This is a genomic window from Streptomyces sp. NPDC056373, assembly GCF_042262425.1.
Classification (GTDB): domain Bacteria; phylum Actinomycetota; class Actinomycetes; order Streptomycetales; family Streptomycetaceae; genus Streptomyces.
Map to the genome: position 1 here is coordinate 101394 of NZ_JBHJPX010000006.1, position 20205 is coordinate 121598.

Below are 20205 nucleotides of genomic sequence, written 5' to 3' on the forward strand. Positions count from 1 at the left end.
GTGGCTCCTCAACTCCTCAGCAGCAGGGCGGAGGTCGGTACTCCCTCGCCCGCGGTGACCAGACAGGCGGAGGCGCCCGGGACCTGCGCGGTACTGGTGCCGCGCAGCTGCCGGACCCCTTCGTTGATGAGGTTGAAGCCGTGGACGTAGGCCTCGGACAGCCCGCCCCCGCCGGTGTTCAGCGGCAGCAGCCCCCCGGTCTCCAGTGCCCCGCCCTCGGTGAACGCCCCGCCCTCGCCGCGCCCGCAGAAGCCGTAGCCCTCCAGGGAGAGCAGGACCAGGGGTGTGAAGGCGTCGTAGATCTGGGCGACGTCGACGTCCTCGGGGGTCAGGTCGGAGTGTTTCCACAGATGCCGGGCCGCGGCCCAGGCGGGGCCCGTGAGGGGGTCGTCGTTCCAGTAGTTGACCATGCCGTGGTGCTGCGCCGGGAGCGACTGGGCGGCGGAATGGACGTACACGGGTCTGCGCCGGCAGTCGCGGGCGCGCTCGGCGGAGACCACGACGCACGCCAGCGCCCCGTCCGTCTCCAGGCAGTTGTCGAAGAGGCAGAGCGGCTCGCTGATCCAGCGGGAGGTCATGTACATCTCGCGGGTGAGGGGCCGGTCGTACATGATCGCGTCAGGGTTCTGGTTGGCCCGGTTGCGGCAGGCCAGGGCGACGTTGAACAGGTGGTCGCGGGTGGCGCCGTACTCGTGCAGGTAGCGGCGGGTGAGCATCGCGATCTCGTCGGCGGGCCGCAGCAGACCGTAGGGCCGCGTCCACTGGGCCGGGGTCGGGAGCTGGACGGTGGTGCTGGTCCAGGGCCGGGGCCCGCTGCCCCGCTTGCGGGAGCGCCAGGCCACCCCGACGCTCGCCTGCCCGGCGGCGACGGCGGCGGCGAGGTGGGCGACGGTGGCGCACGAACCCCCGCCTCCGAAGCCGACCTTGCTGAAGAACGTGAGGTCGCCGAAGCCGCAGGCCTTCGCCAGCTCCACCTCGTCGGTCTCCTCCATGGTGTAGGAGGCGAGGGCGTCGACCTCGCCGGGCGCGATCCCGGCGTCGTCGAGGGCGGCCAGGACGGCACGGCAGGCGAGGGTGCGTTCGTCCTCCGGGAGCCGTTTGGCGAAGGGTGTCTGGCCTATGCCGACGAGAGCGGTGGCGTCCTTGAGGCCTCCCGATCCTGCTGCCATGCTGCGCGCACCTCCGGGCCCGAACGGTCGCTGACAGTCCGTCAGATTACAGATAATCTGACGGTCAGTCAGCTCCTACGTCGTCGGGAGGCGCGCTGTGCGAGCGGATACGGCATGGGAAAGCGTTCCGGACCTGGTCCAGGCGGCGGCCCAGCGCTACGCGGACACCGAGGCCGTCGTCGAGGGACGTACCCGCGTCACCTACGCGGAACTGGGCGCCCGCGTGGAGCGCGCGGCGGCGGCCTGCCTGGCGACCGGGGTGGAACCGGGCGACCGGGTCGCCGTCTGGGCCCCGAACTCCCTCGACTGGATCGTCGCCGCCCTGGGCGCGGTCTCCGCGGGGGCGGTGCTCGTCCCGCTGAACACCCGCTTCAAGGGCGCCGAGGCGGCGGACGTCCTGCGCCGCAGCGGCGCCCGGCTGCTGTTCGTGACCGGCACGTTCCTCGGTACCTCGTACGTGGCGTCCCTGCGCAGGGCCGCCGGCGACGGCCCGGGCACCGGCCCCCTGCCCGGCCTGCCCGCCCTGAAGCACGCCGTCGTCCTCTCCGGGGACGCCCCGGCGAACTTCCTGACCTGGAAGGACTTTTTGGCCGCGGGGGAGGGGGTGGGCACGGCGGACGTACGCGACAGGTCCGGCGCCGTCCAGGGGGCCTGGCCCTCGGACATCATCTTCACCTCGGGCACGACCGGCCGCCCCAAGGGCGCGGTCATCACCCACGACCAGACCCTGCGCGCCTACGGCATCTGGGCCGGCCTCGCGGGCCTCACCCGGGGCGACCGCTACCTGATCGTCAACCCCTTCTTCCACACCTTCGGCTACAAGGCCGGGGTGATCGCCTGCCTGATGCGGGGCGCGACGATGATCCCCCAGCCGGTGTTCAACGTGACCACCGTCCTGGCCAACATCGCCGCCGAGCGGGTCTCCGTGCTCCCCGGCCCCCCGACCCTCCTCCAGTCCCTGCTGGACCACCCCGCACGCGACGCCCACGACCTGACGGCCCTGCGCCTGGTGGTGACGGGAGCGGCGGTCGTGCCGCTACGTCTCGTGGAGCGCCTGCGCGCCGAACTCGGCGTCGGCACCGTCCTCACCGCCTACGGCCTCTCCGAGGCGAGCGGCGTCGTCACGATGTGCCGGCGCGGCGACGACCCGACGGTGATCGCCTCCACGTCGGGCCGGGCCATCCCCGGCACGCGGCTGAGGGTCGTGGATCCCGAGGGCCGGGCGCTGGGCCCCGGTGTGCCGGGCGAGGTCCTGGTGCACGGCTTCCACGTCATGACCGGCTACTACGAGGACGAGCAGGCCACCGCCGAGGTGCTCTCCGAGGACGGCTGGCTGCGCACCGGCGACGTCGGCGTCCTGGACGCCGCGGGCAACCTGCGCATCACCGACCGCCTCAAGGACATGTTCATCGTCGGCGGCTTCAACGCCTACCCCGCCGAGATAGAACAGCTCCTGGGCCTCCACCCGGACGTGGCCGACGTGGCGGTGATCGGCGTACCGGACGCCCGGCTCGGGGAGGTCGGCCGGGCCTACGTGGTACGCCGCCCGGGCGCCCTGCTGACCGCCGACGACCTGATCGCCTGGTCCCGCAGGGAGATGGCGAACTACAAGGTCCCGAGGAGTGTCGAGTTCGTCGCGGAGCTGCCGCGCAACGCGAGCGGGAAGGTCGTGAAGGGCGCTCTGCGGGAGGCGGTCACCGGCCGGCCGGCAGGGCCGGGGTTCCGGTGACCGACATCATCAGGGAGTACAGGGTGGTGTCGGCGGCGATGAACAGGCGGTTGCGCCGGGCCCCGCCGAACCGGACGTTGGCGACGGTGCCGGGCACCAGGACCCGGCCGATCAGCGTGCCGTCGGGGTCGTAGCAGTGCACGCCCCCGTCCATGGCGGCGGCCCAGAGCCGTCCCTCGTCGTCGAACCGGATGTTGTCGAAGTTGCCCTGCGCGCAAGCGGCGAAGACCTCGCCGCCGGACAGCGAGATCCCGTCCTCGTGGACGTCGAAGACGCGGATGTGGTTCGCGACGCTGTCGGACACGTACAGCTGCCGCTCGTCCGGAGAGAAGACCAGCCCGTTGGGCCCCTGGAACCCGTCCGCGACCAGCCGCACCTCGCCGCTCGCGGGGTCGACGCGGTACACGTTCCGGGCGCCGATCTCGCTCTCGGCGCGATGCCCCTCGTAATCGGTGGCGATCCCGAACTCGGGGTCGGAGAACCACACCGACCCGTCCGACCGCACGACGGCGTCGTTCGGGCTGTTGAGCCGCTTGCCGCGGAACCGCTCGGCGATCACGGTGACCGAGCCGTCGTGCTCGGTCCGGGTCACCCGCCGATTGCCCTGCTCACAGGTGACGAGACGCCCCTGGACGTCCAGGGTGCTGCCGTTCGGGTAGCCGGCGGGGGAGCGGAACACCCCGACGGCCCCGGTGGTCTCGTCCCAGCGCAGCAGCCGGTCGTTGGGGATGTCGCTCCACACGAGGTACCGCCCGGCGGGCACCCACACCGGCCCCTCGGCCCACCGGCACCCCTCGTACAGCGTCTCCAGCCGCGAGTCCCCCGCCTGGCACCTGCCCGTCCGGAACCGCTCGTCGAGGGTCTCGTAGAGGTGGGGCTGCTCGCCGGGCATGGGGGGGCCGCCTTCGGATGTGGGCCGACTGGTGATCTGCGCCGACCCACTATCGCGCGCTCCGGTCTGCCGCGCACTTCGCGGGGCCGACGGCACTCCCGGCCGGTATGGTGACTGGTATGGCAACCAAGAAGTACACCGTGACGCTGCCGGAGGAGCTCGCCGAGGAGATCCGGCACGAGGTAGGGTCCGGCGGCTTCAGTGCCTATGTCACACGGGCCATAGAGCGTCAGCGCGAGCAGGACCGGCTGGGGGAACTGGTGACCTGGCTGGAAGCGGAGCACGGCCCTGTCACCGAAGATGAGCTCGCCACGGCGGAGGCCGAGCGCAGGGAGTTCGAGCGCCACTTCACCGAGCAGGGCCCCGGGGCGGCCGGCGAGCGGCACCGGAGGGCGGGCTAGTGGTGCCGTCCTGCCACGTGCTGGACTGTGAGGCGTTGTCGCGGGCCGTCCTGGGCGACCGGGTGATGCTCGCGCGGCTCAAGGACGCGCACCGATCCGGCATCCGTGTCGTGACCAGCTCGATGACGCTGATCGAGGCGTATCACGGCCGGGTGAAGCGTGCGGCCTGGACGTGGGCGATGTCGCGTGTCGTCGTGGAACCCGTGACCCGTGAGGTGGCCGAAGCGGCGGTCGCCCTGCTCCAGGACACCGGCCTGCACGGCCACAAGTACGGGATCGACGCGGCCCTGGCCGTGATCGCGAACCGGCAGCCCGCAGGCGTGGTGCTCTTCACGTCCGACGAGGACGACATGGGGAAACTGTGCGGGACGGGAGTACGGGTCGTTCCGCTCTGAGGTGACGCCGTCGCGCGCGGACACACCTCGGCCGCGACGGCTCCCCCTCCGCGCCGCCGCGGCCGATCCCCGTGCAACGGTGGCTTACTTCGTCGGCTTGAACGGCTCCGACGTGGCGTGCAGGTCCTTCGTCTCCAGCGGCTCGTCCGTGGCGTGCAGGTCCTGCTTCTTGAGCGGCTCGCCGGTTGCGTGCAGGTCCTCGGTCTTGAGCGGCTCGTCGGTGGCGTGCAGGTCCTGCGGCTTGAGCTCGTCGCCCATGATCGTCAACTCCCCTTGGCATGGATCAAGCAGTGAGGTCGGCGGGCCCGTCCGGCCACTCCCCCGAGGACGGCCGGACGGGCCCGCCCGGGCCGCCCACCCCGGAACATCAGGGCGAGGCCCGTGCGGCGACCCGTCTGCCCCCCGACGCGACGGATCGACTGCGTCCATCATGGCGGGAGGCGATAAACGAATGATGAACGCCCCGGCGACGCCCTGAAGGCCCCTCGGGCCGCCTGCGACAGGGTCGGCCCCGAGGGCCCGTAAGGCCGCCTGCGACAGGGTCGCCCCGAGGGCCCGTAAGGCCGCCTGCGACGGGGCGCCCCGAGGGCCCCTCAGGCCGCCTGCGCCGGGGACAGCAGCGCCCGCACGTCGGCCGCCTCGGGCGAGCCCAGCTCCTCGTAGATCCCGGCCGCTTCCTGCCAGCAGACCTGGGCCCGGCCGGTCTGGCCGATGCCGCTCAGCGCCCGCCCGAGGACCGTCAGGACGTTGCCCCGCCGCCACTCACCGCCGATCCCGCGCAGCACCGTGAGCGCCATCTCGGCGTTCGCGGCGGCCGACGCCGCACGCCGGGCCGCGAGATCCACCTCGGCCAGCCGGAACAGGCTCATGCCCTCCCAGAGGCGCTGCCTGCTGTCCCGGAAGACCTCCAGCGCCTCCTGGAGCCGGTCGGCCGCGTCGCGCAGCTCCCCGCTCTGGGTGAGGGCCAGCCCCAGGGCGTAGCGGGCGTTCGCGCCGCGCATGGAGTTGCCCATGCCGTCGTAGATGTCGATGCCCTCCTGGGCCAGCGCGACGGCGCTCTGGGTGCGCCCGGTCGCGAGATGGATCCGGGAGAGGTTGCACAGCGCGGCGGCCTCGCCGGGGCGGTCGCCCAGGGCCCGGAAGTGCTCGATGGCCCGGGAGAGGTGCTCCTCGCCGTCCGTGTGCCGGTTCTGGTACAGCGCGATGATGCCGCGGGCGTTGCGGGCCCAGCAGACGGGGAGCAGGTCGTCGGACTCGCGGGCGAGCAGGATGACCCGCTCCGCCTCCTCCTCGGCCCGTTCGAAACGGCCGCTGACGTGGTGGACGTTGACGAGCGTCATCAGCGCCCGTGCCTCCGCCCGTCCGAGGCCGTGCGAGCGGGCCGCGGCGACGAGTGCCCCGGCCGTCGCCTCGAACTCCCGGGAGTTGGCCCCCGACTCGGAGAGGTCGTGCGCGGCCCACAGCATGTCGATGGCCCGGGGGAGGCTCTCCGGCCGCCCCGCGGACTGCCGTGCGTACGCGAGCAGGCACATGGCCTCCGCGTACAGCCAGTCCTGCGCCGCGTGCCGGTCGTCGAACCGCAGCCCCGGGTACGACGTGGTCTCCAGGTGGTCGACGAGCCGGTCGCCCGGCCGCTCGATCGCGTACACCCCGGCCGCGGACGCCAGGTAGAAGTCCAGCAGCCGGGAGAGCGCCGACCCTCGCTCGCTCGGGGGCAGTTCGTCCCGTTCCGCGCAGGCACGCGCGTAGAGCCGCACCAGGTCGTGGAAGCGGTAGCGGCCGGGGGCCGCCGATTCGAGGAGGGAGGTGTCCACGAGGGACTCCAGCAGGTCCTCCGTGTCCTCCAGAGGCAGGTCCAGCACCGCCGCGGCGGCGGCCACGGAGATGTCGGGGCCGTCCGCCAGGCCGAGCAGGCGGAACGCCCGGGCCTGGGCGGGCTCCAGCTGGCCGTAGCCGAGCTCGAAGGTGGCCTTGACGGCCAGGTCGCCGGCCTGGAGCTCGTCCAGGCGGCGGCGTTCGTCGGCGAGCTTCGCCGCGAGGACCGACACCGTCCAGGTGCGGCGGGCCGCCAGACGGGACGCCGCGATGCGGATCGCCAGCGGCAGGAAACCGCAGGCGGCGACCACGTCCAGCGCGGCCTTCCGCTCGGACGCCACCCGCTCCTCTCCCACGATCTTCGTGAACAGCGCCAGCGCCTCGTCCGGGGACATCACGTCGAGGTCGATCAGGTGGGCACCCGCCAGGCCCACCATCCGCACCCGGGAGGTGACCAGCGCGGCGCAGCCGTCCGTGCCGGGCAGCAGGGGACGTACCTGGGCGGCGTCGCGGGCGTTGTCCAGCAGGACCAGCACCCGGCGCCCCGCCAGGACCGAGCGGTACAGGGCCGCGCGCTCCTCCAGGGAGTCGGGGATCGCCGAGTCGGCCGTGCCGAGGGCGCGCAGGAAGGAGCCGAGGACCGTCTCCGGTTCCGCCGCCCGGGCGCCCGCGCCCTGGAGGTCGACGTACAGCTGCCCGTCCGGGAACGCCGTGCGGGCCTGGTGTGCCACGTGCACCGCGAGGGTCGTCTTGCCGACGCCGCCGATGCCCGCGAGGGCCGAGACCGCCATGACCCGGCCCTCGGCCGAGGCCAGGATGTCGCCGAGTTCGCGCACGAAACCGGCGCGGCCGGTGAAGTCCGGCACGGTCGCGGGCAGTTGCGCCGGACGGACCGGGACGGAAGCCGGCTCGGGTGCCGGGGAGGAGGGCTCCGCCAGTGACGGGTCGGCCTGGAGGATCCGCTGCTGCAGCTCGCTCAGGCCGGGGCGCGGGTCCACGCCGAGTTCGTCGGCGAGCAGATGGCGGGTGTCGGCGTAGACGGCCAGGGCCTCGGCCTGGCGTCCGCTGCGGTAGAGCGCCAGCATCAGCAGCTCGCGGAGCCGCTCGCGGAGCGGATGGGCCGCGGTGAGGGCGGTGAGCTCGGAGACGGCCTCGGCGTGGCAGCCCTGCTCCAGGTCCATGTCCAGGCAGGACTCCAGGAGTTGGAGCCGCCACTCCTCCAGACGGACGCGCTGGGCCTCCGCGTAGGGGCCGGGCACGCCGGCCAGGGTCTCCCCGTCCCACAGGGCGAGGACGCGGCGCAGGGTGGCGCGGGCGTGGCAGAGGTCGCCGGTTGAGCGGGCCTTCTCCGCCTCGGTCGCCAGGTCCTGGGCGACGGTGAGGTCCAGGGCGCCTTCGGCGAGGTCGCGGACCGCGTAGCCGCCGGACTCGCTGACCAGGACGGCGGAAGCGGCGGCGCCGGTGCCGCCCGCCCGGCCTGCCTCGCCGCCGGGGCCGAGTACCTTGCGCAGCCGGGAGGCGTACGTCCGTACCGCCGCCAGTGCCTGCGAGGGCGGTTCCTCGCCCCACAGGGCGTCGATCAGCTCCGCCGCGGTGGCGGTGGCGCCCTCGCGCAGCAACAGGGCTGCGAGCAGCGCGCGTTGCTGGGGGGAGCCGGTGCTGACGGGCTCGTCGCCGCGCCAGGCGCGCACGGGGCCGAGCACGCCGAAGCGAAGGGCCGCGGCATCCGCGGGTCCGCCGGTCATCGCCGACTGCGGCGTGGAGTCGGGCCGCCGCTGCTCCGGTACGCGCGGCACACCGTTCGGTACACCGTCCATGCAGTCCCCCTAGACATCCTGAGCAACCAGGCCAGTTTGCCCTGTGGGCGGCGGATACGTCAGCCGCGGGAGACACCGATCACAGGGCGACGCGGGGGAGTCCACCAGGTCTGCACACTCTCTCCGCACGCGCCCGGACGTATCGCGCACATCATGCCATCCCGTCCGGTATCGGCCGCTGCCCACATAGCTGACGCTCCGTCAGATCAGCGCTACCGTGAACGCCATGGACACCCACGACAGCACCTTTCCGCTGATCATCTCCGTGGACGACCACACCGTGGAGCCCGCGAGCGTCTGGCAGGACCGGCTTCCGGAGAAGTACAAGGGCGCCGGACCGCGCATCGTCCGGGCCCCCGTGAAGGAAATGACGTTCCTCGGAGGCCGGTTCAAGCCGGTCATGGGACAGCCCGGGGACGACGGGCCCGTCGGGGACTGGTGGGTCTACGAGGATCTGCGGCGGCCCCTGACCCGGCTCGACACCGCCGTCGGGTACGACAGGGACGAGATCCGGCTGGAGGTCATCACCTACGAGCAGATGCGGCCCGGCTCCTACGACGTCACCGCGCGGCTCGCCGACATGGACGTCAACCACGTCCAGTCCGCCCTGTGCTTCCCCACCTTCCCGCGCTTCTGCGGCCAGACCTTCACCGAGGCGAAGGACCACGAGCTGGGCCTGCTCTGCGTCCGGGCCTACAACGACTGGATGGTCGAGGAGTGGTGCGGCCCGCAGGCGCACGGGCGGCTCATACCCCTGCCCCTCATCCCCTTGTGGGACGCCGAACTGGCGGCGGCGGAGGTCCGGCGCAACGCCGCCCGCGGGGTGCGCGCCGTCGCCTTCTCCGAGATACCGCCCTTCCTCGGACTGCCCTCCGTCCACACCGACGGCTGGGACCCCTTCCTCCGGGCGTGCGACGAGACCGGGACCGTCGTCGCCATGCACATCGGCTCCAGCAGCCGCATGCCGTCCACCTCCGCGGACGCCCCGCCCGCCGTCGGCTCCACCATCACGTACGCCAACTGCTGCTTCTCCATGGTCGACTGGCTGATGAGCGGCAAGTTCGAGCAGTTCCCGAACCTCAAGGTCATGTACGCCGAGGGCCAGATCGGCTGGATCCCCTACATTCTGGAGCGGGCCGACGTGGTGTGGGAGGAGAACCGCGGCTGGGGCGGCGTCGCCGACAAGGTGCACCGGCCGCCGTCCGAGCTCTTCGCCGAGCATGTCCACGGCTGCTTCTTCGACGACGCCTTCGGGCTGCGCAACCTCGACTCCATCGGCGTCGGCAACGTCCTCTACGAGACCGACTACCCCCACTCCGACTCCACCTGGCCCAAGTCCCGCGAGGTCGGCGAGGCGCAGATGGGGCACCTGGAGCCCGACGTGGTCGAGCGGATCGTGCGCGGCAACGCCATCGAGCTGCTCGGGCTGACGGCCGAGGGGCTGTGGCCGGGCGGCGGCGCGCGGTGAGCCTGCGGTACGGGATGCAGCTGCCCGTCCAGTCGCAGAGCGCCCTCTACGCGGAGGCGTGGGAGGCGGAGGCCGGGCCGGACGACCTGCTGGAGATCGCCCGCGCCGCCGACCGGGCCGGGTTCGACTACCTCGCGAGCTGCGACCACGTGGCCATCCCGCGCCGGCTGGCCGCCGCGATGAGCACGGTCTGGTACGACCCCGTCGCCACCCTCGCCTTCCTGGCCGCAGCCACCGAGCGCGTACGGCTGCTCAGCCACGTCGCGATCGTCGGACTGCGGCACCCCCTGCTCACCGCCAAGCAGTACGCCACCCTCGACCACCTTTCGGGCGGTCGCCTGATCCTCGGGGTCGGCGCCGGGCACGTCCCGGAGGAGTTCGAGGCCCTGGGCGTCGACTTCCACCGGCGCGGGGCCGTGCTGGACGAGTCGATCGACGCCCTGCGCGCCGCCCTCGGCCCCGGGGAGTTCCCCGAGCACCACGGCAAGCTGTACGACTTCGAGGGGCTCGGGCAGCGGCCCCGTCCGGCTCAGGACCCGGTTCCCCTGTGGGTCGGCGGCTCCTCGCCCGCCGCCGTACGCCGGGCCGCGCTCAAGGGCGACGGATGGCTGCCGCAGGGGGATCCGAGGGACCGGCTGCCCGCGCAGATCGGCCGTATCAGGGAGCTGCGCGAGCGGGCCGGCATACGGGGCCCGTTCACCGTGGGTGCCATCGCCGAGCCGCTGTACGTCGGCACACCCCGCTGGGAGGTGGGGCGCCGGACCCTGACCGGCGGGCCGCAGCGGCTCGCCGAGTCGCTGCGGGCGTACCGGACGATGGGCGTGCACCGGATCCAGGTGCGGTTCCGCAGCCGGAGCCGCGACGAACTCACGGACCAGATAAGGCAGTTCGGGCAGCAGGTCGCCCCGCTGCTGTCGTGAGCGTATTCATTGAAAGCTTGAACATGTCCACGCCGGGCTCCGTATGCACGGACGTACGGACACGTACGGACACGTACGGCTTCGGTGGAAGGACACTTCGACGTGCGCGCTTCCCGGAAACTCTCCGTCGCCCTCGCCTGCCCCGAGGGCCCCTGGCCGCATCCCGACTGGCCTGATTCGGACGACCCGTACGTGGGGCGGGTGGTTCGTCTCCGCCCGCCCTCGCCCTTCCGCGTCCCGGACGGCGTGGACGTGGTCGTCCTGCACTGCGTCGATCCCGTCGACCGGCTGCGGGAACTGCGGGCCGACGGTGTCCCGGTGATCGTGGTCGCGCCGCGCCGGGACGACGAGACCGTCATGGAGGTGCTCCGAGGCGGTGCCGGGTATCTCGTCGAGGGCGACTACTGCACCCGCATGCTCTCCTCGGCCGTCGTCGGGGCCACCGTCGGCCACCCCCACCTCTCCCCGGCGGCCTGTACGGTCCTGCGCGAGGGGACCCTGCGGGTGTCCGCCGACGACGCGGCGACGGAGCGGCTGCGCGGTCTGCTCTCGCGCCGCGAGCGGCAGATCATGGAACTGCTGTCGACCGGTCTCGGCGCCCAGGAGATCGGGCTGCGCTTGACGCTGAGCGAGAAGACCGTCCGCAACAACCTCAGCAACATCTACGCCAAGCTGGACGCACGCGGCAGCACGGACGCGGTCCTGCGGTGGCTGGGAGCCGCGCCCGTGCTTCGCGTCTGAGAACCTCCGGAACCGGCGGCCTACTGCGGCGGCACCTCCGACAGCGGTATCTCGACGTCGGTGACGTTCTCGCCGGCCTCACCGAATCCGGGCTCCGATCTCAGGGCGCGCGTGGAATTGCGCAACCCCGACGCCTCGGGAGTTCCGCACTTCACATTGCGCAGCCAGAGGCGGCCGTCGGGAGTGCCGTTCTTCAGGATCTGCGGATAGAAGACATGCATGCTCGTGCTGCCCTCGCCGGGAGCGAAGAAGACCTTCTGGCCGTCCTGCGGCTCTTTGTACGTGGCCCGCAGGAACCCGCTCACGTCGGTGCGCTTGGCGGACCACATGAAGAATCCGATGCTGTCCGGCTGCACGGTGTCCGTCCTGCTGAACGCCAGGGTGGTCGTCTTGTCGTCACGCGTGATGTCGATTTCCGACGTGTTGAACTTCACGCCGATCTCGAAGACGGAATTGCCGAGTTTCGTGCCGGCGTCCGCGACGAACCCGTCCTCGAGCTGGATGACCCGGGTGACGGACGTGCTCACGTTGAACGTCTTCGAGGCGGTGCCCGTCGAGCCGCAGTTGTCGCTCGTCGCGGAGACCCGCTGGTTGGGCCCGAGGTTGTCCCGCTTGAACTGGACGTCGACGAACTCGCAGTTCTCCAGCTTGCCGGAGTCCGCCGCACAGTCGGCGGTCACTTCGGAGGGGGTGGCGGCGCCCGCGGGGTTCATCAGCGGTACGGCCACCGCGACGGCCACCAGCGGGGACAGGGCGAGGGTGATGCGCTTCTTCTTGCTCCGGTGGCTTCTCGCGCGGCCGGTGCGGGTCATGGGGTTCTCCCAGGGGGTGTGGGGGGCGGCAGGGGGGTGGTGCACGGGGCTCAGCAGTCGGTCAGTACGGCCTTGGAGGTGCCGTCCATGACGCCGGGAGCGCCCGCCGCGCCCGGCAGGAGGGCGGGGCCCTCCACGACCTCGGGCGCCACGAAGTTCTGTTCCGGGGTGGCGTTGGTGGTGGTGGTCGCCTCGCGGGCGTCGATGCGCACCCGCCATTCGCCGGTCATGCGCTGCATCTTCGGCGTGAACTCCATGTGGAGGACCTTGCCGACCGGCACTTGACGCTCTTCCGTCTCACCGGCGGTCGCCGAGTTGATGGTCATGTCGAGGGTGCCCTTGTGCTTGAGCCAGGATCCGGACAGCGCCCCGAAGATCCCTCCTCCTCCGCCCTGCTGGGTGACGGTGTACTTGCCCTTGCCCTGGGCCGCCGTCGCCGACCAGGTGACCGACACCTTCGCCGGTTCGGTGGCGTTCCCTTCACAGTTCGGGAAGTCGATCGACGCCTTCTCCGTGGGCCCGTCGAACGTCTCGAACTTCGTCTCGACGAAATCGCAGTTGTCGGACGCGAAGCCCGGACCGGCGATCGGATGGCCACCGAAATCCTCGATGGACTGCTGCTTGCCGTTCAGCACCTTGGCGCGCTGGCACATCGTCGTGATCTGCTCGGGCGTCTTTTCCTCGGCGGCATTCGCGGAGGGCAGCAGTACTGCGGCTATGGCGCCACCTGTCACGACAGCCGCCCCCACCGCCGCGATCCTGACCTTCTTGTTCTTCAGTCTTCTCTTGGCCATGAGTCGGATTCTGGAAGCCCTCGGCCCCCCTCGACAGGGTCAAACGTCCCTACTCGCCAGTCGTGTGACATTCGCCTCAGCAACGTGTGGAACTTGATGAACACGTACCTGACGCACCATCAGATATGCGGGTACGCTGAGTCTTTCATCCAGTCGCCGCTCCAAGGGGGCCGCAATGGGCAAGCTCGACGGACGAGTCGTCATCGTCACAGGCGCCGCACGCGGCCAGGGCGAACAGGAGGCCAGACTGTTCGCCGCCGAGGGCGCCCGGGTGGTCGTCGCGGACCTCCTCGACGACCGGGGCGAGGCCCTGGCCAAGGAGATCGGCGCCCGGTACGTCCATCTCGACGTGGGCCGGGAGGACGACTGGCAGGCCGCCGTCACCGCGGCCAAGGAGGCGTACGGCCACGTCGACGGGCTCGTCAACAACGCCGGCATCCTGCGCTTCAACAGCCTCCTCGACACGCCCCTCGACGAGTTCATGCGGGTCGTGCAGGTCAACCAGGTGGGCTGTCTGCTCGGCATCAAGGCGGTCGCCCCGGAGATGGCCGACGGGGGCACGATCGTGAACACCGCCTCCTGCACGGGCCTGACCGGGATGGCCGCGGTGGGCTCCTACGCGGCGACCAAGCACGCCGTGGTCGGTCTGACCCGGGTCGCCGCGCTGGAACTGGCGGGGCGCGGGATACGGGTCAACGCCGTCTGCCCGGGGGCGATCGACACCGCGATGGCCAATCCGGCCCGGCTCGACCCGGACGCCGACCCGGAGCGGGCGGCGAAGGGTCTCGACCGGCTGTACCGCAAGCTCGTGCCGCTGGGCCGGATGGGGCGGCCCGAGGAGGTGGCGAGGCTCGCGCTGTTCCTGACCTCGGAGGACTCCTCGTACATCACGGGGCAGCCGTTCGTGATCGACGGCGGGTGGCTGGCCGGGGTCACCGTCATCTGACGCACCATCAGGTATTGACGGTCCCGGAGGCCCGGTGGAACAGTCGGAGCCATGAATCTGACGCATCGTCAGAATTGACCGTGGGGCGGTGAACCTCCTTGGAATTCGGCATCTTCGTTCAGGGATACGTCGGCAAACGGGCCGAGACCGACCCGCTGGCCGAGCACAAGGCGCTGATGGAGGAGACCGAGTACGTCATCCAGGCGGACAAGTCCGGCTTCAAGTACGCCTGGGCCTCCGAGCACCACTTCCTGGACGAGTACTCGCACCTGTCCGCCAACGACGTCTTCCTCGGCTACCTGGCGCACGCGACCGAGCGGATCCACCTGGGCTCGGGGATCTTCAACCCGCTCGCCCCGGTCAACCACCCGGTGAAGGTCGCCGAGAAGGTCGCCATGCTCGACCACCTCAGCGGCAACCGCTTCGAGTTCGGCAGCGGCCGGGGCGCCGGATCCCACGAGATCCTCGGGTTCATGCCGGGGGTGACCGACATGAACCACACCAAGGAACTCTGGGAGGAGACCATCGCCGAGTTCCCCAAGATGTGGCTCCAGGACGAGTACCAGGGCTTCCAGGGCAAGCACTGGTCACTGCCGCCGCGCAAGGTCCTGCCGAAGCCGTACGGCGGCTCGCACCCGGCGATGTGGTATGCGGCCGGGTCGCCGCCGTCGTACGCCATGGCCGCGAAGAAGGGGCTCGGCGTGCTCGGCTTCAGCGTGCAGAAGGTCTCCGACATGGAGTGGGTGCTGGAGCAGTACAAGACGGCGATCCTGGACGCGGAGCCCGTCGGGGACTTCGTGAACGACAACGTGATGGTGACGACCACGGCGATCTGTGCGCCGACCCATGCGGAAGCCGTGCGGATCGCGGCGAGCGGGGGGCTGCACTATCTGCCGTCGCTGGTGTTCCGGTACCACGACACCTTCCCGCGGCCCGAGGGGTTCCCGGTGTGGCCGGAGACGCTGCCGGAGTACACCGAGGAGTTCGTGGAGGTGCTGATCGAGGAGGAGTTGCTGATCTGCGGGGATCCGGACGAGGTGCTGCGGCAGTGTGAGCGGTGGGAGCGGGCCGGGGCGGATCAGCTGAGTTTCGGGTTGCCGGTGGGGGTGCCGAAGGAGGAGACGCTGCAGACGATCCGGCTGGTCGGGGAGTACGTGATTCCCAAGATCGATACGGATCCGGTGCATCGGACTTCGCGGTTCCGCCGGGGTGTTTGAGCGTCGTTGGCGGGTGCGGGTGCCTCGTGGCTTGTCGCGCAGTTCCCCGCGCCCCTGAGGGACATGCAGCTCAGGGAGTTGAGTGGTCATGCTCGATCACGTCATCCGGGGCGCCACCGTCGTGGACGGGACGGGTGCCCCGGCTTTTACCGCCGACGTCGGCATACGAGACGGGCGGATCGCCGTCCTCGGCACCGTCACCGAGGAGGCACGGTCGGCCGAGGACGCCACCGGGCTCGTCCTCACCCCCGGGTTCGTCGACCCCCATACCCACTACGACGCCCAGCTCTTCTGGGATCCGTACGCCACGCCCTCGCTCAACCACGGGGTCACCACCGTCGCCGGGGGGAACTGCGGGTTCACACTCGCTCCGCTGCATCCCGACCGGCCCGAGGACGCCGACTACACGCGGCGGATGATGTCCAGGGTCGAGGGCATGGCGCTGGTGGCGCTGGAGGAGGGGGCGCCCTGGAGCTGGCATTCCTTCGGGGAGTACCTGGACGCCCTGGAGGGGCGGATCGCCGTCAACGCCGGGTTCATGGTGGGGCACTGTGCGCTGCGGCGGTACGTGATGGGGCCGGACGCGGTGGGCGGGCAGCCGACTCAGCAGCAGCTCGCCGCGATGGTGCGGCTGCTGCGGGAGGCCATGGACGCCGGGGCGTGGGGGCTGTCCACGACCCAGTCGAGCAGCCACTCCGACGGGGACGGTCAGCCCGTCGCCTCGCGGCACGCCCAGCCGGCCGAACTGCTGGCGCTGTCGCGGGCCGTCGGGGAGTGCGAGGGCACGCAGATCGAGGCGATCGTCGCGGGCTGTCTGGACCAGTTCAGCGACGCCGAGATCGATCTGTTCGTGGAGATGAGCGCGGTCGCGGGGCGGCCGTTGAACTGGAACGTGCTGACGATCGACGCGGCCGTTCCCGAGCGGGTGCCCCGGCAACTGCTCGCGAGCGAGCAGGCGCGGAAGGCCGGCGGCCGGGTCGTGGCGCTGACCATGCCGATCCTCACGCCGATGAACATGTCGCTGGGGACCTTCTGCGCGCTCAACCTGATCCCCGGCTGGGGACCGGTGCTCGGGCTGCCCGTGCCGGAGCGGATCGAGAAGCTGCGGGACCCGGAGGTGCGGGCCGAACTGCTGCGGCGGGCCCGGTCCAAGGAGGCGGGTGTCTTCCGGCGGCTCGCGAACTTCGGGCGGTACGTCATCGGCGACACCTACAGCGAGGCGAACGCCGGACTGACCGGGCGCGTGGTGAACGACATCGCCGAGGAGCGCGGGCAGGAGCCCTTCGCGTGCCTGGTGGAGATCTGCGCCGACGACGAGCTGCGCACGGTGCTGTGGCCGATGCCGACCGACAACGACCCGGCGTCCTGGGCCCTGCGGGCCGAGACCTGGCGGCACGAGGACGTGCTGCTCGGCGGGTCCGACGCGGGCGCCCACCTGGACCGGATGTGCGGGGCGCCGTACACGACCCGGTTCCTCGGGGACTGTCTGCGGGGCCGGAAGCTGGTCGGTCCGGAGCAGGCCGTGAAGATGCTGACCGACGACCCGGCCCGGCTCTTCGGGCTGCGCGAGCGGGGGCGGATCAGGGAGGGCTGGCATGCGGACCTGGTGCTGCTCGACCCGGAGCGGATCGACGCGGGCCCGGCCACCCTGGTGCACGACCTGCCGGGTGACAGCCCGCGGCTGGACTCCCGGGCGCTCGGCGTGCGGGCCGTGTGGGTCAACGGCGTCGAGGCCATCCGGGACGACGTGGTGACCGGGGCCGTACCGGGCCGGGTGCTGCGCTCCGGGCGGGACACGGAGACGGTGAGCACGCGGTGACGGCACGCCAGTCCCTGTTCGTCGGCGGTTCCTGGGTGGAGCCGGACGGCGGCCACCACGAGGTGATCGACCCGGCGGGCGAGCAGACCGTCGGGTGGGCGCCGGAGGCCTCGCGGGACCAGGTGCTCGCGGCCTGTGCCGCGGCCCGCGAGGCCTTCGGGCCGTGGTCGCGCACCACGCCCGAGGAACGGGCCGCGGTCCTCGGACGGGCGGCGGGGATCATCGCCGGCCGGCTGAACGAGTACGCGGAGCTGGCCCGGGCCGAGACCGGAGCGACCCTCGGCACCGCACGCGCCATGCAGGTCGGCGTCGCCGCCGCCCGCTTCCGGCGCTACGCGCGTGTGGAGCCCGCCGAGTGGCCGGTACCGCCGCAGATCAACGCGGCCGGGCCGATGGGGCGGGCCGGGGTGATGGGCGCCCTGGCCGTCCGGCAGCCCGTCGGGGTCGTCACCTGCATCACCTCGTACAACAACCCCTGGGCCAACCCGGCCGGAAAGGTCGCCCCGGCCCTGGCGATGGGCAACACGGTCGTGGTGAAACCGGCCCCGCAGGATCCGCTGTCGGTCTACCGGATGGCCGAGGCGCTCCAGGAGGCGGGCGCCCCGCCGGGTGTGGTGAACGTCGTCAGCGGGTCGCACACCGAGGTGGGCGAGGCGGCCGTGGCGTCGCCGGACGTCGGCATGGTCAGCTTCACCGGCTCCACGGCCGTGGGACGGCGGATCGCCGAGGTGTGCGGGCGGGACATGAAGCGGCAGTTGATGGAGCTGGGCGGGAAGGGGGCGGCGCTCGTCTTCGACGACGCCGACCTCGGCTCGGCCGTGGCCGGGATCGGCACCACCTTCTCTTTCTACAGCGGGCAGATCTGCACCGCACCGACGCGGGTGCTGGCACAGCGCGGTATCCACGACCGGCTGGTGGAGCAACTGGCGGCCTACGCACGCAGGTTGAAGGTGGGTGACCCGCGGGAGCCGGACACCGTCGTCGGTCCGGTCATCTCGGCGGCGCACCGGGACCGGGTGGAGTCGTACGTCGAACTGGGCCGCAAGGAGGGCGCGGTGGTGGTGGCGGGCGGCGAACGCCCGGACCTGCCGACCGGCTTCTACGTCGCCCCGACCCTCCTGGCCGACTGCCGCAGCGACATGCGCGTGGCCCGCGAGGAGATCTTCGGCCCGGTGGTGGTCGTCATCCCCTTCGACGACGAGGAGGAGGGCATCGCGCTCGCCGACGACACCGACTACGGCCTCATCGACTACGTCTGGTCGGGCGACGTGGCCCGGGCCTTCCGGGTGGCCCGGCGGCTGCGGGCCGGCGGGGTGGGGATCAACACCGTGGGACGCAACATGGAGGCGCCCTTCGGCGGGTTCAAGCAGAGCGGAGTGGGCCGCGACGTCGGCTCGTACGCCCTGCACGCCTACAGCGAGGTGCAGTCGATCGTCTGGCCGGGGTGACGCCCGCCCGCGGACCCGGCGTGCGCGTCGACCACATCCCCCGGGCCCGCCCGGGCCCGCCCGGCCCCGGCGGACTCGGCCGCGTCCGGGACGTGGGGCGGGCCTGCGACGGCCCGGTCGACGGGGTGTGGCCCTGCGACCACGCGGCGGTCGTCGCCTACCTGGCGGGCGCTGTTCAGACCCGCCCCAGGAAGATCGGGTTGGTGAACGCCGCCAGCGGCCCGGGCAGAGGTCCCGCGGCCGCCTCGTGCCGCAGTTCGGCCCGTACGTACACCGCGTACGACGGTGTCGTGCGCCACTCGACGACACCCGAGCCGGCGACCGGCAGCGGATCGCCGGTGTGCAGGACGCCCTGGTCGGTGACGATGCGGACCGTGCAGCGCGGGGCGCCGGTGACCTCCAGGCGGACGGTGACCGGGGTGTCGCGGCCGACGGAGAGCCGCTCGCCGATGCCCGCGTGCTCCCCGCGCCCGCCCGACGCCCGGAAGGACAGCGTGATGCGCGCGGACTCCGCGACATAGGACCGTCCCGCCCGGATGCCCTCCTGGATCGCCTCCCGGGTCAGGTCGTCGGCCAGGACGACCGTCTGGGGGCTGCCCACCGCGTCCGGGGACCGGTGGGCGTCGCTGCTGCCCATCGCCGGGAGCCAGCCGCGCCCGTCCCGCACGGACGCCACGAGCATGCTGTCCCAGTCGGCGAGCGCCACCTCGTCGTCGGGCGTGTAGGGGCCGTTCCACACCTCCACGGCGTCCGCCTCGGCGAAGCCGAACTTCCAGTTGCAGCCGACGCACGTGGCGTGCGGGTGGGCCGGGACGACCAGGCCGCCGGCGCGCCGGATCTGCCGGGCGAACCGGCCGAAGCGGTTGTCGCGGGCCCGGTAGCGCCAGTCGACGAAGGTGCCCGCTTCGGTGCCCAGCGCGACGACGTGCCCGTTCCGCGTGGTGATCTCCTCGCCCAGCATGACCAGCAGGTCGTCCCCGGCCACATCCGCCCAGTGCGCGTGCGCCGCGTGCGTGTTGTGCTCGGAGGAGTTGATGAAGTCCAGGCCGGCCGCCCGGGCCAGCTCCCCGATCTCGGCGGGGGTGCGGCGGCCGTCGGAGTGCCAGGAGTGCAGATGGCAGTCGCCCCGGTACCAGGCCCGGCCCCGGCCCTTCGCCCGCTCCGGCGGATACACCGGCTCGGTGGCCTCGCCCGGCTCCCCGTACGTCAGCGTGACCGTGATCTCGTACGACAGGCCCTGCGGGGCGACGGTGTACGGGCCGAGCGCGATGTGCCAGGTGCCCTCGCGCACCGGGCCCGGAATGTAGCCCGGCGTCGCGTCGTCCGCACGGAGGAAGAACTCGGTGCGCGCCCCGCCCGACCAGCCGCGAAAGCCCCGGCCGCCGAGCTCGGTGCCGCGCTCGTCGAAGACGCCGATGTCGAGGGCGTTGCCCATGGTGCCGGCCGGCACGGACGGCCGGTCGTAGGTGTAGGCGACCCTCAGCTCCCGGACCCCGGCCGGGACCTCGACGGGCACGTACACGAAGTCCGGGGAGCCGGGCGGCAGCGTGCCGCGCACGGTCCTGCTCACCTGGCCCGCGTCGTCCCGGCCCCCGTCGGCCGCTGAAGCGAAGCTCACGCGTCCCAAGGTAAGCGCGGCCGCCGCTCCCGTCACGAACAGGGCGCGCCGGCCGAACCCGCCGTGGCTGTCCTCGCACATGCTGCTGCTCCCCTGGTGTCGTCGGTGACGTGCACGGGTGGTGCGTGTGCATCCTTGTAGTCAGCCGTGAACAGACGTGCAAGAGACGGGAATTGGACGGCGACGATCAGGGAAGCGCGGCGG

General features: G+C 72.0%; 17 protein-coding genes. 10 read left to right on the forward strand and 7 right to left on the reverse strand.

Going from position 1 to position 20205, the window contains the following annotated elements:
- Window positions 1-8: 8 nt before the first annotated feature.
- Window positions 9-1169: a lipid-transfer protein gene (locus ACFCXS_RS14075; protein WP_376643501.1), complete on the reverse strand. Its 1161-nt coding sequence runs from the start codon at window positions 1167-1169 to the stop codon at window positions 9-11.
- Window positions 1170-1266: 97 nt separating this feature from the next.
- On the opposite strand from ACFCXS_RS14075, the gene ACFCXS_RS14080 reads away from it, so the two are divergent.
- Entirely contained in the window at window positions 1267-2898 is a 1632-nt protein-coding gene (locus ACFCXS_RS14080) for a FadD3 family acyl-CoA ligase (protein WP_376643502.1), read from the forward strand.
- Here the strand turns inward: ACFCXS_RS14080 and ACFCXS_RS14085 are convergent.
- The gene (locus ACFCXS_RS14085; protein ID WP_376643503.1) at window positions 2864-3790 is read right to left on the reverse strand and encodes an SMP-30/gluconolactonase/LRE family protein; all 927 of its coding nucleotides are present in this window, start codon (window positions 3788-3790) and stop codon (window positions 2864-2866) included. The two genes, ACFCXS_RS14080 and ACFCXS_RS14085, sit on opposite strands and share 35 nt — an antisense overlap.
- Before the next feature lie 119 nt (window positions 3791-3909).
- On the opposite strand from ACFCXS_RS14085, the gene ACFCXS_RS14090 reads away from it, so the two are divergent.
- Both ACFCXS_RS14090 and ACFCXS_RS14095 read left to right on the forward strand, forming a co-directional pair.
- Window positions 3910-4191 (forward strand): hypothetical protein, encoded by a 282-nt coding sequence (locus tag ACFCXS_RS14090; protein WP_376643504.1) that lies wholly within the window; start codon window positions 3910-3912, stop codon window positions 4189-4191.
- A gap of 65 nt (window positions 4192-4256) precedes the next feature.
- Window positions 4257-4586 carry a hypothetical protein gene (locus tag ACFCXS_RS14095; protein WP_376643833.1) on the forward strand — a complete coding sequence of 110 codons (330 nt, stop codon included), beginning with the start codon at window positions 4257-4259 and terminating at the stop codon, window positions 4584-4586.
- 84 nt (window positions 4587-4670) lie between these two features.
- Here the strand turns inward: ACFCXS_RS14095 and ACFCXS_RS14100 are convergent, their stop codons facing one another.
- Window positions 4671-4844 (reverse strand): hypothetical protein, encoded by a 174-nt coding sequence (locus tag ACFCXS_RS14100; protein ID WP_376643505.1) that lies wholly within the window; start codon window positions 4842-4844, stop codon window positions 4671-4673.
- A gap of 335 nt (window positions 4845-5179) precedes the next feature.
- Window positions 5180-8218 carry a BTAD domain-containing putative transcriptional regulator gene (locus ACFCXS_RS14105; protein WP_376643506.1) on the reverse strand — a complete coding sequence of 1013 codons (3039 nt, stop codon included), beginning with the start codon at window positions 8216-8218 and terminating at the stop codon, window positions 5180-5182.
- A gap of 226 nt (window positions 8219-8444) precedes the next feature.
- Between ACFCXS_RS14105 and ACFCXS_RS14110 the strand changes: the two genes are divergently transcribed.
- From ACFCXS_RS14110 to ACFCXS_RS14120, 3 genes are all read left to right on the forward strand, one after another.
- Window positions 8445-9686: an amidohydrolase family protein gene (locus ACFCXS_RS14110; RefSeq protein WP_376643507.1), complete on the forward strand. Its 1242-nt coding sequence runs from the start codon at window positions 8445-8447 to the stop codon at window positions 9684-9686.
- 14 nt (window positions 9687-9700) lie between these two features.
- Window positions 9701-10606, forward strand: coding sequence for an LLM class F420-dependent oxidoreductase (locus ACFCXS_RS14115; RefSeq protein ID WP_376643508.1), 906 nt, complete (start codon window positions 9701-9703; stop codon window positions 10604-10606).
- 102 nt (window positions 10607-10708) lie between these two features.
- Complete coding sequence (locus tag ACFCXS_RS14120) at window positions 10709-11347, forward strand: LuxR C-terminal-related transcriptional regulator (protein ID WP_376643509.1); 639 nt, start codon at window positions 10709-10711, stop codon at window positions 11345-11347.
- Between the two features lie 20 nt (window positions 11348-11367).
- Here ACFCXS_RS14120 and ACFCXS_RS14125 read toward each other — a convergent pair whose 3' ends face one another.
- Together ACFCXS_RS14125 and ACFCXS_RS14130 are read right to left on the reverse strand one after the other, a co-directional pair.
- Window positions 11368-12159, reverse strand: a complete 792-nt coding sequence (locus ACFCXS_RS14125) for a hypothetical protein (protein WP_376643510.1) — start codon at window positions 12157-12159, stop codon at window positions 11368-11370.
- Window positions 12160-12209: 50 nt separating this feature from the next.
- Window positions 12210-12953 carry a hypothetical protein gene (locus tag ACFCXS_RS14130; protein WP_376643511.1) on the reverse strand — a complete coding sequence of 248 codons (744 nt, stop codon included), beginning with the start codon at window positions 12951-12953 and terminating at the stop codon, window positions 12210-12212.
- Window positions 12954-13128: 175 nt separating this feature from the next.
- On the opposite strand from ACFCXS_RS14130, the gene ACFCXS_RS14135 reads away from it, so the two are divergent.
- The 4 genes from ACFCXS_RS14135 to ACFCXS_RS14150 all read left to right on the forward strand — a co-directional run bounded on the left by ACFCXS_RS14135 (window position 13129) and on the right by ACFCXS_RS14150 (window position 18383).
- Entirely contained in the window at window positions 13129-13899 is a 771-nt protein-coding gene (locus ACFCXS_RS14135) for an SDR family NAD(P)-dependent oxidoreductase (protein ID WP_376643512.1), read from the forward strand.
- A gap of 98 nt (window positions 13900-13997) precedes the next feature.
- Window positions 13998-15116 (forward strand): LLM class flavin-dependent oxidoreductase, encoded by a 1119-nt coding sequence (locus tag ACFCXS_RS14140; protein ID WP_376643513.1) that lies wholly within the window; start codon window positions 13998-14000, stop codon window positions 15114-15116.
- Window positions 15117-15204: 88 nt separating this feature from the next.
- Window positions 15205-16935: an amidohydrolase family protein gene (locus tag ACFCXS_RS14145; protein WP_376643514.1), complete on the forward strand. Its 1731-nt coding sequence runs from the start codon at window positions 15205-15207 to the stop codon at window positions 16933-16935.
- Entirely contained in the window at window positions 16932-18383 is a 1452-nt protein-coding gene (locus tag ACFCXS_RS14150) for an aldehyde dehydrogenase family protein (protein WP_376643515.1), read from the forward strand. The genes ACFCXS_RS14145 and ACFCXS_RS14150 overlap by 4 nt, the downstream gene beginning before the upstream one ends.
- Window positions 18384-18558: 175 nt before the next feature.
- On the opposite strand, the gene ACFCXS_RS14155 is transcribed toward ACFCXS_RS14150, so the two are convergent.
- Window positions 18559-20082 carry a CehA/McbA family metallohydrolase gene (locus ACFCXS_RS14155; RefSeq protein WP_376643516.1) on the reverse strand — a complete coding sequence of 508 codons (1524 nt, stop codon included), beginning with the start codon at window positions 20080-20082 and terminating at the stop codon, window positions 18559-18561.
- Window positions 20083-20205 lie beyond the last annotated feature (123 nt).